Annotated in this window: 15 protein-coding genes; 7 read left to right on the top strand and 8 right to left on the bottom strand. The window is 59.4% G+C overall.

Going from position 1 to position 12,165, the window contains the following annotated elements:
- The coding region (locus AC1MGR_RS24720) for a flagellin (protein ID WP_480234973.1) at nt 1-868 on the top strand (868 nt) is incomplete at its 5' end.
- 551 nt (nt 869-1,419) lie between these two features.
- Here the strand turns inward: AC1MGR_RS24720 and AC1MGR_RS24715 are convergent.
- Both AC1MGR_RS24715 and AC1MGR_RS24710 read right to left on the bottom strand, forming a co-directional pair.
- Nucleotides 1,420-1,824 (bottom strand): flagellar biosynthesis repressor FlbT, encoded by a 405-nt coding sequence (locus tag AC1MGR_RS24715; protein ID WP_480234972.1) that lies wholly within the window; start codon nt 1,822-1,824, stop codon nt 1,420-1,422.
- A gap of 49 nt (nt 1,825-1,873) precedes the next feature.
- Complete coding sequence (locus tag AC1MGR_RS24710) at nt 1,874-2,275, bottom strand: flagellar biosynthesis repressor FlbT (protein WP_480234971.1); 402 nt, start codon at nt 2,273-2,275, stop codon at nt 1,874-1,876.
- A 185-nt stretch (nt 2,276-2,460) separates the two neighbouring features.
- On the opposite strand from AC1MGR_RS24710, the gene AC1MGR_RS24705 reads away from it, so the two are divergent.
- Complete coding sequence (locus AC1MGR_RS24705; RefSeq protein ID WP_480234970.1) at nt 2,461-4,017, top strand: flagellin N-terminal helical domain-containing protein; 1,557 nt, start codon at nt 2,461-2,463, stop codon at nt 4,015-4,017.
- 67 nt (nt 4,018-4,084) lie between these two features.
- On the opposite strand, the gene AC1MGR_RS24700 is transcribed toward AC1MGR_RS24705, so the two are convergent.
- On the bottom strand, nt 4,085-5,110 hold the full coding sequence (locus AC1MGR_RS24700; protein WP_480234969.1) for a tyrosine-type recombinase/integrase: 1,026 nt from the start codon (nt 5,108-5,110) through the stop codon (nt 4,085-4,087).
- Between the two features lie 428 nt (nt 5,111-5,538).
- Between AC1MGR_RS24700 and AC1MGR_RS24695 the strand changes: the two genes are divergently transcribed.
- Together AC1MGR_RS24695 and AC1MGR_RS24690 are read left to right on the top strand one after the other, a co-directional pair.
- A complete protein-coding gene (locus AC1MGR_RS24695) occupies nt 5,539-6,186 on the top strand; it encodes a nucleotide-binding protein (RefSeq protein WP_480234968.1) in 648 nt (215 codons plus the stop codon).
- A 35-nt stretch (nt 6,187-6,221) separates the two neighbouring features.
- The gene (locus tag AC1MGR_RS24690) at nt 6,222-6,584 is read left to right on the top strand and encodes a ribbon-helix-helix domain-containing protein (protein ID WP_480234967.1); all 363 of its coding nucleotides are present in this window, start codon (nt 6,222-6,224) and stop codon (nt 6,582-6,584) included.
- 341 nt (nt 6,585-6,925) lie between these two features.
- Here AC1MGR_RS24690 and AC1MGR_RS24685 read toward each other — a convergent pair whose 3' ends face one another.
- Nucleotides 6,926-7,321, bottom strand: a complete 396-nt coding sequence (locus AC1MGR_RS24685; protein ID WP_480234966.1) for a hypothetical protein — start codon at nt 7,319-7,321, stop codon at nt 6,926-6,928.
- Nucleotides 7,322-7,370: 49 nt separating this feature from the next.
- Here AC1MGR_RS24685 and AC1MGR_RS24680 point away from each other — a divergent pair, with 49 nt between their 5' ends.
- A complete protein-coding gene (locus tag AC1MGR_RS24680) occupies nt 7,371-7,526 on the top strand; it encodes a hypothetical protein (RefSeq protein WP_480234965.1) in 156 nt (51 codons plus the stop codon).
- Nucleotides 7,527-7,596: 70 nt separating this feature from the next.
- Here AC1MGR_RS24680 and AC1MGR_RS24675 read toward each other — a convergent pair whose 3' ends face one another.
- Nucleotides 7,597-7,890 carry a hypothetical protein gene (locus AC1MGR_RS24675; RefSeq protein ID WP_480234964.1) on the bottom strand — a complete coding sequence of 98 codons (294 nt, stop codon included), beginning with the start codon at nt 7,888-7,890 and terminating at the stop codon, nt 7,597-7,599.
- A 514-nt stretch (nt 7,891-8,404) separates the two neighbouring features.
- Complete coding sequence (locus AC1MGR_RS24670; protein ID WP_480234963.1) at nt 8,405-8,776, bottom strand: HU family DNA-binding protein; 372 nt, start codon at nt 8,774-8,776, stop codon at nt 8,405-8,407.
- Nucleotides 8,777-9,239: 463 nt separating this feature from the next.
- Here AC1MGR_RS24670 and AC1MGR_RS24665 point away from each other — a divergent pair, with 463 nt between their 5' ends.
- Entirely contained in the window at nt 9,240-9,488 is a 249-nt protein-coding gene (locus AC1MGR_RS24665) for a hypothetical protein (RefSeq protein WP_480234962.1), read from the top strand.
- Nucleotides 9,489-10,129: 641 nt separating this feature from the next.
- Here the strand turns inward: AC1MGR_RS24665 and AC1MGR_RS24660 are convergent.
- Nucleotides 10,130-10,687, bottom strand: coding sequence for a hypothetical protein (locus AC1MGR_RS24660; protein WP_480234961.1), 558 nt, complete (start codon nt 10,685-10,687; stop codon nt 10,130-10,132).
- Nucleotides 10,688-10,914: 227 nt separating this feature from the next.
- Here AC1MGR_RS24660 and ctrA point away from each other — a divergent pair, with 227 nt between their 5' ends.
- A complete protein-coding gene (gene ctrA / locus AC1MGR_RS24655) occupies nt 10,915-11,616 on the top strand; it encodes a response regulator transcription factor CtrA (protein WP_480234960.1) in 702 nt (233 codons plus the stop codon).
- Nucleotides 11,617-11,629: 13 nt separating this feature from the next.
- Here the strand turns inward: ctrA and AC1MGR_RS24650 are convergent, their stop codons facing one another.
- Entirely contained in the window at nt 11,630-12,073 is a 444-nt protein-coding gene (locus AC1MGR_RS24650) for a DMT family transporter (protein ID WP_480234959.1), read from the bottom strand.
- Nucleotides 12,074-12,165 lie beyond the last annotated feature (92 nt).

The raw sequence follows: 12,165 nt of genomic DNA, 5'->3' as shown, positions 1-12,165 counted from the left end.
GACATTTTCGAAGATTAATGTCGACGTCGACGGGATTAAGCTCTACGATACTAACTCTACTCCGACTGCTACGGCCGCAACTGTGGCTCAGATCGCTGGCGACAAGGCATTAAGTGGTACAAGTCAATTCGCGACGGGAACGAGCACTGGGACGGCTGATTTCAGCGTTGCAGCGAACGCCGTAAATCTCACCATCACGAGCAGCACCGGAACGGCTACCGTAACCCTCGATGCTACCAGCATGGCTACTGCCGCGAAAGATCTTAAGAGCGTTACGACAAGTGAGTTCGTAGCGGCCCTCAATAATCAGATTACTGCAGCCGGTATTGGCGCTGGCAAAATTGCCGCCTCCCTTGATACTGCCGGCCGGCTTGTTTTCACTTCATCCGATACGGGGAGCGCCGCAAAGGTTGATGTAAAAAATACGTCTGCGCCTACGAAGGAGATTGGTTTCGGCATCGCCACCACATCTCAGGTGGGCAAAGGCACGGCTGCGGGCTCCACCTCGGCGAACGGTATTCTTGATACGGTCGATGGAACTACTACCGTCTCTGTCAAAACAATCAACATTACTAACGTAACTGATAGCAGACTCGGTGATATCATCACCCAAGTAGATAGGGCGCTTGCGAAGGTTACCGATGCCGGAACCAAGCTTGGCGCTAACAAGACTCAGATCGACGGTCAAAAAACCTTTGTCGATACCCTGATGAAAGCCAACGACCGCACCATTGGTATCCTAGTGGACGCAGACGTCGAAGAAGAGTCGACCAAACTTAAGGCCCTTCAGACCCAGCAGCAGCTGGCCGTCCAGGCCCTTAGCATCGCCAACGGCGCAAGCGCCAACGTGCTCGCGCTCTTCCGCTAATCTCAATAGAAAATCTAATCGGAAAAGGCCGGGAGAAATCCCGGTCTTTTCTATTTATACTGTGAGTCTCCTTCGCTCACGGTGCGGCTGATAGGAGGATACCGGCGTGTCGACACAGCTTCGTGCGGATATTGTTCGTGCGCTGGCAGCGGCATGCGATCAAGTCAGAGGGACGGGGGGTGGTGATCCTGGGCTCGTAGATGGCGCCATGCGCTTGGTCGACGGATCTCTACGCTTCCTGGAGCAGGACCGCGACATCTGGGACGCTCGTCGGGAAGTGCTTGAACGACTGGAGAGCGTCACGCGTCTGATAGATCAGGATATGACTGGGCCGTATGACGGACGCTCTAAACGAGCCATTGGAACGGCACGGGCGCATGCTGTTGAAGCCATCAAGGGTCTCCAGGCGCAGATCATGCGGAATGGCCGTCTGAACGCGGCAGGCGACCGGGTGGGACTTGGAAAGGCTGGGGCGGCTATCCGATAACAGCTGCCTCCAAAGCCCGCCGTCGTAGGCCTGAGATACGCCGCAACCATACCTCCAAAATCGGTCAGCTCGCCTTGGATCCGTCGAAGCGATCCGCCTCCAGAGCCATAAGGGCCTTCCCCTTTTTGAACGCGATGTGCGTCTTCTTCTCGCTGAGGAGCTGCTGGATCTCCAAAACCTGCGGAGCCGCGCTCGGCATGGTCTGCAAGATCTGGACCGCTAGCCGCGAGAGTTCGTTCAGCTCTTCAAACGGGTTTTCCTTCAGCACGATCTGCTGCAGGGCATAGACTATTTTGGAACAGGGCGAGATAGCATCGCTTTCTCTGATCATCTCGCTTTCGCGCAGGATGCGACAGTGGTTCTTAATGACGAGACTGACGCCTGAGCCTGCATTACAGATCTCAGCGCCGTTGATGTAGACTGTTTCGCCAGGTTTGATCGTCAGCTTTAATGCCATTTGCCAACTCATTTTGAGTTCGGGACGTGCGTTGGTTTGAGCTTCGACGGTATTCCAAATCCTATTCCATTGCTGGCACAGCTAAGCGTTCATGCAGCTCTTTCTCATATTGCATGAGCTTTTGCCCCACCTTCAAAGCCGCGTAATATTCTCCACATGTGAAATGAGTATAAATTTCTACAATGTATGATGATGTACTAGGCGAAGCTTTCATGATTTCATTAGAGAGAGACACGAATTTATCCTCTAGCTCCGCGTTGTTGTTGGTAAAATATATCACCTGAAGAATGACGTATAGATGTTCGCAAGCCGTAGAAGCTTCCGAAGCAGGTAGCATGTCCTTTTCGCGCAGAAATTTTGCTTCGGTTTCAAAGATCAATCTTGCACGACGGTCGCCATTCCGAACGGATACGTTCGCTATGATGATGCGCTCATTTGGTTTTAAATCGATGTTTAGCGCCATTACGCAGTTCCCCGCTTATGTGGATTGCTTGCCACACAATGCGTTAACATTTTGCTAACCATACAGTCGTTTTTTTGAGCAGTATGTAGATTTAGCAATTCAAATTAATGTTTGGAGAAGCTTCCTAGTCGACATCGGACATGTCGCCTGAAATTGCGCGATCTCTCGATCTAAAGGATCATTTTATGTCCGGAATCAACCTCACTGCCAGTGTTCGCGCCAACCTGTCATCGCTTCAGGATGTTGCTTCACTCCAGACTACAACCGCAGCGCACCTCTCGACCGGTAAGAAGGTTTCGAGCGCGTTGGACAATCCGGTGAACTTCTTTACGGCAGCCAGCTTGAACAGCCGGCAGTCGCAGCTTGGTGGCCTTCTCGACGGTATTTCGAACGGCATTCAAACCATCCAGGCCGCTAACAAAGGCCTGACGTCGATGACCAGCCTTGTTCAGCAGCTTCAGTCTACTGCGAAGCAAGCGCGCCAGGATACCACGGGCACCGTTACGCCTGGCACTGCGGTCGCAGCGAATGCAGCCAATACCTCGACGAGCACCAACAACAAGATCACTTTCACCGTTGGTACTCAGAACGTGGATATCTCGACCTATACCGCCGGGACGGGAACTGCCGCAACATCCGCCACTCTTACGGGCACGGGCGGTACGTTTGGTCAGGCGGCAGCTGCTCGATCCATCACGGTCGCTGCCACTGGGTTCAATAGCGGCAATGCCCTGACAATTTCGACGCTCGATGCCAGTGACACCGCCGTTGCTGCAGCAGGTAAAATAAATACTGCGCTTAATGCGGTGAGCGGAAATACTATTACTGCCGATGGTTCAAGTGGACAGATCGTGTTTACTAATACGGCAGGTAATAACATTACCGTTGGTGGTACTGATGCTACGGCTGTCGGTTTTGCGACTGGTAATCGTGTGTCCAGCAACGGCGTTCCCGCCACCGGTACTCCCGGCGCTGCCAAAAGCGTTGACGATATCATTCTTGCAATTAGCAGTAACGGACTTCTTGCCGGAAAAGTAACCGCTACTAAAGACGCCAGCAACCATCTAAAGCTGGAAAATACGACGACGAGTGATATCGCTGTAAAGGGCTTTGGCGCTTCGGCTCTAGATGGAAACACTGCATCAGGTGCGACTGCCACACTCACTGCTGGCACTGCTGCGCTTAGTGCGACTCGTCAATCTCTGGCCAATCAGTTCAACTCACTGGTTTCACAGCTGGACAAATTGAGCCAGGACTCTGGTTTCAATGGTGTCAACCTTCTTCAGGGAGATCATCTCAAGGTTCAGTTCAACGAGAAGACGGGTACTGCTTCGAATTCCTTGGATGTATCTCTAAAGAATTCTGACAACACTGACTTTGGCGTACTAAACTCTTTCAATTTAGGCATTGGGCAGGCTGCTACTACCACGTCTGGTGCTGGTATTGATTTCAAGAGCAACACGGCGATTGACACGTTGGGCGATACTTTGACGACCGCTCTTTCGACTATTCAGACCCAGTCGTCATCGCTCGGTGCAAATCTGTCGGTCGTCCAGACTCGTCAGGACTTCACGAAGCAGATCATCGACGTACTCAAAACCGGCTCGGGCAACCTGACCGACGCTGACATGAACGAAGAGGCTGCGAATTCGCAGGCCCTGTCGACCCGCCAGTCGATCGGCATCTCGGCGCTCTCGCTCGCCAATACCGCGAACCAGGGCATCCTGCAGCTCCTCCGCTAAGCGGACTAGCTTCAGCGACTAGAGAACGGCCGGGGGAAACCCCGGCCGTTTTCGTTTGGGTTACAGCCTACAGAAAGCCTGAGCCCGAGTGATCCTTGAAGGCGTTCGCTCGCCGGATGTACCCGACGACCGTTCTTGGATCGCGGTGCCCGCTTTGATCCATGATCCGGGCGAGATCCCCACCGCGCTCCGCTGCTGTCGTGATGTAGCCGGCCCGCAGCGAGTGCGCCCCAAAGGTCGAGGCATCGAGGCCGGTAGCGGTCACATAGGCCTTGATGATGTCCCCCACGGCCCGCGTCGTGAGGCGAGGCGGTGTGGCCAAGTTGGCCGCTCGGTTGCGGGTCTCTCCAGATGTGGGGGCACCCGAAGGGGGGCGAATTTCTCCCCCCTCGGAAGTATGGCCAACTTGGCCATCCTCGCTAGCCCTGAAAGAGTGCGCCACTGGCTTGCCCTCGGAAGGGTGTTCAACTTGCACACCCCTCACCCGCACCCGGCCCGACCGCGAGACCGGCCGAAAAACCGGCCCCTCTGTGATCCTGGCGGCATCGAGCCATTCCCGCACCAGGGCAACCTGCCGGATGAAGCGCCCGTGAGGGATGGCCTTTTCAAAGCCCCGGCCCTCCTGATTTGTCTTTGAACGCCGTACAGTTACGCGCAGCCCGTCCTTGTCCTCACGGAGATCCGCCACGTCGAGGGCGACGAGCTCGGAGCGCCGGAAGGCTCCCGCGAAGCCCAGAGCCAGCAACGCCCGGTCGCGCTTGCCCGTCATGGTGTCAGGGGTCCGCATCAGCATCGCGGCCAGCACCTCGGCGGTTGCGGCTGCCTTCTGGTTCGGCGCCGTGCCGACCGTCCGGCGGATACCCCGCACGGTCGCTCGTACACCTTCATCATCGGTCGGGTCCGGTTGATCTTCCAGCTTGTGCGCGTACCGGATCGCGGCGCAGCGCCTGCCGATGGTCGAGGCCGACCGGCCTGCGTCGGCTTCCGAGGCGAGATAGGCCGCAACAGCTTCGGGCGACGCCGGCAGGGACCGGAACCCGTACCGCTGGCACCAGGCACCGAACAGCGCCCAATCCGACCTGTACGCCTTCACCGTCGCCTTGGCCTTGCTCGCACGCTGGAAAGCGCGGACGATCGCCGCCGTCTTGGCAGGGAGGCTTTCGCCTTAGTCTGGGGAGGAGCGTGCGGGCGCCAGATTGGCGCTTGCATCTCCAATCGGCGGTATAGCCACGGCTTCACTTTCTCCCGCCACTTTCAACCCGCCTGTCTGAAACTTTCGAGAAGAACTGTTATCGGAAGTTACCTTATCGCAGAGCCGGCGCAACTGAAAACCTCAAAGCATGAAACCCTGAAACATGGAAAAACGGAGCCCTTATCTTCCGGCTTTCCAAATTTCCGACTTTCCGGCTTGCCCGAACCCCTGTCCGCGTGGTTTCCGGGCTTCATGCCGTCAGCAATTCCTTAAGCCGGGAACGCCAGGATGCCCGCGACCCTGAAACCCCGACGTGGGACGCGACCCCTATGCATGTGATTCTCGTCGCGACCCAGAAAGGGGGCGCCGGCAAATCTACGATCTGCGCTCACTTCGGGGCCTTGGCCGAGCGCCAGGGCAAAACGCTTCTCATCGACGCCGATCCGCAGGGCTCGCTTACCGATTGGTACACGAGCCGCCAGGCCGAGACGCCCCTTCTCGTCCAGGCCGACGCAACGAGCATCGGGCCGATACTGGACACGGCTGAGGGTGAGGGGGTCGCTTGGGTCATCATCGACAGCGCCCCGCACAATGCGCCCCTGATGGCTTCGCTTATGAGTCGGGCCAGTGTGACCGTTGTTCCGGTGCGCCCCGGTCCTTTCGATCTCAAGTCCGCCGGCAAGACGCTGGACATGGCTCGAGCCTTAAAGGCCCCCATTGCCTGCATCATCAACGCGGCACCGCCCATCACCCGCGAGAATGAACCGAGCGTCGTCGCAGAGGCCCGCATCGTCCTAACGAGCATGGGCGCCCCGGTCCTCGCCGGCCAGGTCTCGCAACGCGCCAGCTTCTCGCACGCCCTCATCACCGGCCAGAGCGTGACCGAGTACGACCCAGACGGCCGAGCGGCTTCCGAGATCGCGGCTATGTGGTCGGCGGTGACGAAGCTGGCCGAGAGCTTCCCCCGGAAATCCTGATCCCCTGAAACTCTGAGATCATGAGAGCCCGAACGATGGCGGCACCTAAGCGGCCCACCCTCACGCACCTTGCCGTTCCGAAGGCAGCCCCGCCTGCGCCCCAGGTCGAGGCGGCAGCCGCGCCAGCGCCGAGCGCCGAGACTCCGCCCGAGGCAGCTCCGGCCAACGGCAAGCGCGTGCCGACCCCGCGCCGCGCGCCCCAGGACATGAAAACGGTTCAGGTCCGCATCAACAAGCGCGGATGGATGGCCCTGCGCAATCTCGCGTCCGACCGGGACCTGAGCTTGGAGGCCCTGATGGTCGAGGCGCTGAACGATGCCCTGTTGAAGCATCAACAGCCGCCCATCGTGGAGCGCCGGACGGGCGAGCGCGGAACCGAGGGCATCGAGGCTGAGTGAACGCAGAAAGGGCGCAGCCATCGCCGCGCCCCTCACTCATTCTCAGAACCTGAAAACCGAAAACGTGGAAGACCGGAAAACCGGAAAGCTATAGTTCAGGCTTTCCGGCATTCAGTGTGGCCGGCGCCGCGGGCGCAACCGATCCTGCGCCCGGTCGAGATCCGCAAGGGCGCCCTCTACTCGTGCGAGCCATCGCCTTGCCGCGTTGGCATCGCTGCGCGCATTGGGCCGAGCGAGCCCGGCCGCGATCCGGCGCAGCCGCCACATATCAAAGCTCAGACGGGCGAGGCCCATTAGCGAAGGAGCGGGCGCGGTCTGGGGGATGGCAGGAACGGTACGCATCAGCCGGCCACCATATACAGGGCAACGAGAACAGTTGCCGTCAGGACGTTGCCCCGTCCGGCCTCGTGGCCCGCATCCCGCAAGAGGGCGCAGCGAATGCGCCTGAGGCGGCCCAGGCCACGGGCGACAGCGGGAAGGCCGAGCGCCAGCGCGGCGCGCATCGTGATCCGAGTTTTCATTTGGAGATGTTCTTGCGTTGCACCGACCAATAAAGCTGGTCGGGCGTCAAACGTGTAAATATTGAGTATCGCGTGTCTCATATCGGGGATGGCGTTTGCGTATGCGGGATATCGGATGCCTGTACACCAGAAGATATTTGAGACGATAGGGGGAATATTAATCATTACCGGGCTGGCTATGATCGGATGGGGACTACCGTTGTTCCGCTGACCCATGCTCACAGTCGGAAGCAGTGCCGCGCAACCAGATGACTTGCGAGGCGTGATGGTTTTCAGGGGCACCGAGGGACGGTTCAGCGTCGGCGCCGTCCTGTCGGTCGGTGTCGCCCTCACTCCGGTCGAGGAGGGCAATCAGCCGATCGGCGGTGTGGAGGGCGGCTTGCGCCGCTTCCTCAATCTGACGCCGAAACTCGGCCTCTGAGAGCACTTGCGGCGCCGAGGGGAGGGGTGCAGGGCGACGAGGGGTGAAGGAGTGAACGTTGCTCATCGGATCAGCCCATCACCTGAAGATCGCGGGCGAAGGCCAGCATTGCGCCCTTGTCGCCGTTCTCAATCGTGTCCTGCGCCAGCGTCCCAAGGCGAGCCTTCTGCTCCCAATCATCAGCAGGAATGCGCCTCCGCGCCTCGCGCACGGCATCAGCCTGGACAGCGGCCAGCACCGGGGCGGCGTCCACCGGCTTGCAGCGGATGACGCGCGAGGTCGAAGCCTTAAGGGCCGCAGCCCAGTCGCGCAGGGTTGGACGGGCAGCGGCGGGGCGAGCAACGCGGGCGAAGGGATTGCGCATAATCATGGTTTCCGGTCTTCAGTGTTTCAGGGGTTCAGCGCTTGCGGGTCTCGGGAAAAATTAGGCGAGCGTGGAGAGGCCGACAACGACGAGACCATCGCAAATCAGAGAGAGGGCCGCGAACGCCTCGCCCATGCCATCGAGGACGCGCAGAGAGCGCGAATAAGGGGTGTCAGGCCGGATGGCGGTAACAGCCTGCCAGGGCTCAATCGCGCCCGGCTGATCCTCGGACGCCACATATCGAAGGCCGGACCATCGTACCGGCGGGCACGGCGCACGGTCTGCGTCACGGCATCTCCGAACCGATAGGGGCGCGGCTTGACGGTTAGAACCGAAGGCGTGCCCAAGAACAGTGTTGCCTGCGCCTACGAAAGACGGCCGGCGGCTGCTCGTGACCAGCGTTCAGGCGGCCGAGTGTCGCGCAACGCCGCTCGCAGCGTCGGCAGGCTCCCATCCTGGTAGCGATCCGCCGCGCGTCATCCTTCGATCCGCGCTTAATCATCATCACATGACGTTACACTCGCCGCTGAGTGGGCGCTGGGCCTCTGCCAAGCCAACGAGACTGCCACTGGGCGTCGCTTCCAAGGTTGGGCGTGATGTGCGTCTCGGGTTCATTCAAGCGACGCTGCATATCTTTGCCAGGCTTGAAGTTGATTTTTTTCCTCTCGGTAATCGACACCAGCGCTCCCGTCTTCGGATTACGCCCTTTCCGCGCGCCAAGTACGTTCAGCGAAAAGATTCCGATCCCGCGCAGCTCCACCCGGCCGCCCGTTGCCAATGCACCTGAGATCCGATCTAGGATCGTGCTCACGACGGCCTCGACAGTCCTCTCGGAGAGCTGCGGGTTTTGCGCTGCGACGCGGAGGATCAGTTCAGATTTGATCATGGGTCACAGGGACACCAGGCAACCTCCTGCTGCAATCCCGACCAAGGGGGTAGTCCATTCCCGTTCTGGATCCTTCGCGCTTCGTTACTCTTCAGAACCAGCTAACCGCCCTCAGGCATCCTACCTACGAGCCAAGTTGCGTACCGGCTCGCATGAGAGATGGACGACCCAACCCCGCCAGCCCGTGAGCAGATCGGGCGGCGGGGGCTGCTTCATTGAACATTAAACATAACGACCCCATCCCAGGGTTATACCGATCCCGGTTCTACAGCCCGATCGGATGCGGCCACGATGCCGGGATAGGGTGACGCCGGATGTACGCGCACCTTGTTCCAGCCTCTGTGGCCGTTGTTTTTTGTTGCTCTGCTGGGACTGTGCAGGGCGCGTGAACCTAGGACAGGGATCATTCGGCAAACCAGTGAGGTTGAACCTCTGTCGCATCCAACGCGGCGAGGAGTGTGCCGTGTACAATCCCTTCCTATCGACGATGCTGCTGGCCTTCGAGGCTCAGAAGGTCATTGAGCTGCGGCTGGTGCGCTTGGCTTGGGGCGGCCGAGAGGGCCGGGACGAGATGCAGTCCATGGTGGCCGAGAAGATCGACGCCGCGATCGAGGCAACGAGCACCCTGATGATGTGTGGCTCGCCAGAGACCGTGATCGCCCGTTACCGGGAGCACGTGGCGGCCAACACCAAGCGTCTGAGTGCAGCTTAAGGCTGCTGTCCTTGTCGGCTGAGCATGAGGCAGAACGCGGCACACCCTTCGATCCGAGCCAGCCATTGAGGGTTCGAGCAGAAGCCATCGGTAGCGAACCGACACTGTGGGCGTGGGCTATCTACCGAGGGGCAAATCGGGTCTTGATCGTTCGTTCGCGGCCTGACTACCAAAATGAAGCCGGGGCGCTGGACGCCGGCCTCAAGGCTGCTGCAGTGATCGGAAACCGACTTCGCACCGAGGTCGTCGTTGAGCCCAAACGCGCTCGCGAGGACGCAATCTGAAGCGACAGGGAACGCATCTCGGTTGAAACTTCAGGTCGGCTGTTAGGCTTGAAGCGCCACTTCTAACGTTCGTGCAGCAGATCCAAGCAGCCTTTGTATCAGACGTATCTTGGGGTAGCGGAAGCCCAAACTGCATGAGTGCAGACTGAAGCTGTGTTTTGGCAGCAGACGTCGTCTATGTCATTGCAAATGCGTAGGTTTTATGCACTCTCACAGGTAACTTCGGGCAAACCAGTTCATGCCGTGCTACCAGCTCCGTGTTCTGCGTCGCTCCAAGGACGGCACAGGATCCGTTGAGACCACTCACGCCTGGATTGAGGCCGTGAATGGTGCACAGGCCATCACGCAAGCCATACGTCAGACAGAAGTCGCCCTGACGGGTTGGTCCGGTGTCGCCATGCTGATGAATGAAGCGGGTGCCATGCTTTGGTCAGTGCGTAAGGATCTGCCTAGACCCAGGGGACCAGGCGGCCGACCTCCGACGATGATCTGAAAGGTCTCGGGCGCTTGCTCGCATGCCGGAACGCTCGCCCTCGGCGCCTCACGCTTGATCGACATCGTCCAGAGGCGCCAGGGGGTCCCCAGGGGCAGAAAGTCTGCCTCATCCAAGGTCCAGTCCGGCTGTCCATCCTGGGACACGATCATCCGGAACGGCGCCTCACCAGCCTCTCCCATCAGCACGAGGGTCAGCGTGTTGCTTCCGTCGTGCAGCCAGGACGTCACATCGTAGGTGAAGCCGTCCTCGGCTGGGTCCGTTCCGATCAAAGCCGGTTGCGTCACACCGTAGGTATTCAGACTGACCATAGCGCGGCACCCTGCGCCCCACAGTGTGAGACGCAGCCGCTCCCCGGCTTGAATTTGCATGATGTGCCCCGCTTCAAGGGCGAAACTGACCGGTTCGGGGGTTTTCCACAACGGGAACAATCCGCGAACTGAAACGCTCCGTTAACCATGTTGCGGCGCGGTCGCAGACGTTCCGCCGCTCTTCCCGATCGTTGAAACCGAATGTCTCAAGCGTGACCGTAAGTTAGCACGGTACCGTCCGACGATGGTCGCAGCCGGGTGCCAAGCAATCGACGAACCTTAACCGTTTGTTGCCGATGCCCCTTCAGGATGCTTCAACTTTCGGAGGATCCTGGCCCATGCGCGTGCTGCTGATTGAGGACGACGCCTCTGTCGCGCAGAGCATCGAGCTGATGCTCAAGTCCGAGCGCTTCAACACCTACACCACCGATCTCGGTGAGGAGGGGATCGATCTCGGCAAGCTCTACGACTACGACATCATCCTGCTCGACCTGACGCTGCCCGACATCTCAGGGTACGAGGTGCTGCGCACGCTGCGGGCCTCGAAGATCAAGACGCCCATCCTGATCCTCTCCGGCATGGCCGGCATAGAGGACAAGGTGAAGGGCCTTGGCTTTGGTGCCGACGACTACCTGACCAAGCCCTTCCACAAGGACGAACTCGTCGCTCGCATCCAGGCGATCGTCCGCCGCTCGAAGGGCCACGCCCAGTCGGTTATCACCACCGATGATCTCGTCGTGAACCTCGATGAGAAAACCACCAGCGTTGCCGGGAACCGCATCAATCTCACGGGCAAGGAGTACGGGCTACTAGAGCTCCTTGCCCTGCGCAAAGGCACGACGCTCACGAAGGAAATGATCCTCAACCATCTCTACGGCGGCATGGACGAGCCCGAGCTGAAGATCATCGACGTCTTCATCTGCAAGCTGCGACGCAAGCTGGCCAACGCGTCGGGTGGCAAGAACTACATCGAGACCGTCTGGGGCCGTGGCTACGCCCTCAGGGAGGGTGCGCCGGAGATGCGGGCCCTGGCTGGCTGATCTGCTTCAGGGCTTAGCAGAGACCGACGAGCGCCACGCCACCGATCATCAGGATGGCACCCACGATGCGCCCCAGGCCGGCTCGGTGCTGATCGAAGCCAACCCAGCCGAAATGATCCAGCAGGATCGAGGTGACCACGCCGGCCGTGACGAACATCCCGAGGAAGGCGGCTGCGCCGATCTGCCGAGCGATGAAGAACTGGGCGAGGATGATGCCACCACCCATGAGGCCGCCGAACCAGGCCCACCAAGGCATCTGAACCGCTTGGTCGAGGGAGGGCCATGTCAGGCGCCCTGTGAGCAGGCCGACGACAAGGATACAGGTGGCTGTACCTGCAACGACCACGAGACCGGCAGTCAGCGACTGGGCGAGCCCTTTCGACAGCGCCCCGTTCTGTCCAGCCTGAACAGCGTTGGCGACGCCTGCGAGCAGGACGAAGCCATAAAGATACCACATGTCATCTGTCCGAAATAAGTGATCCCCTGATATAGATTTGGCAGATCGAAAGGTTCAATCTGCGGGAATATTTAAATTGTTTTGAGATTGCG

This window comes from Methylobacterium sp. BI1, from assembly GCF_056680125.1.
The sequence above is the reverse complement of the archived record's forward strand: the minus strand, read 5'-3'. Positions and strand labels throughout refer to the sequence as shown.

What these genes read in the sequence shown, in the direction of transcription:
- AC1MGR_RS24690 (WP_480234967.1), top strand. Translation starts at nt 6,222, where the DNA reads ATGGCGGCACCTAAGCGGCCCACCCTCACGCACCTTGCCGTTCCGAAG.
- AC1MGR_RS24685 (WP_480234966.1), bottom strand. Translation starts at nt 7,321, where the DNA reads ATGGGTCAGCGGAACAACGGTAGTCCCCATCCGATCATAGCCAGCCCG.
- AC1MGR_RS24680 (WP_480234965.1), top strand. Translation starts at nt 7,371, where the DNA reads ATGGTTTTCAGGGGCACCGAGGGACGGTTCAGCGTCGGCGCCGTCCTG.
- AC1MGR_RS24675 (WP_480234964.1), bottom strand. Translation starts at nt 7,890, where the DNA reads ATGCGCAATCCCTTCGCCCGCGTTGCTCGCCCCGCCGCTGCCCGTCCA.
- AC1MGR_RS24670 (WP_480234963.1), bottom strand. Translation starts at nt 8,776, where the DNA reads ATGATCAAATCTGAACTGATCCTCCGCGTCGCAGCGCAAAACCCGCAG.
- AC1MGR_RS24715 (WP_480234972.1), bottom strand. Translation starts at nt 1,824, where the DNA reads ATGAGTTGGCAAATGGCATTAAAGCTGACGATCAAACCTGGCGAAACA.
- AC1MGR_RS24710 (WP_480234971.1), bottom strand. Translation starts at nt 2,275, where the DNA reads ATGGCGCTAAACATCGATTTAAAACCAAATGAGCGCATCATCATAGCG.
- AC1MGR_RS24695 (WP_480234968.1), top strand. Translation starts at nt 5,539, where the DNA reads ATGCATGTGATTCTCGTCGCGACCCAGAAAGGGGGCGCCGGCAAATCT.
- ctrA (WP_480234960.1), top strand. Translation starts at nt 10,915, where the DNA reads ATGCGCGTGCTGCTGATTGAGGACGACGCCTCTGTCGCGCAGAGCATC.
- AC1MGR_RS24650 (WP_480234959.1), bottom strand. Translation starts at nt 12,073, where the DNA reads ATGTGGTATCTTTATGGCTTCGTCCTGCTCGCAGGCGTCGCCAACGCT.
- AC1MGR_RS24705 (WP_480234970.1), top strand. Translation starts at nt 2,461, where the DNA reads ATGTCCGGAATCAACCTCACTGCCAGTGTTCGCGCCAACCTGTCATCG.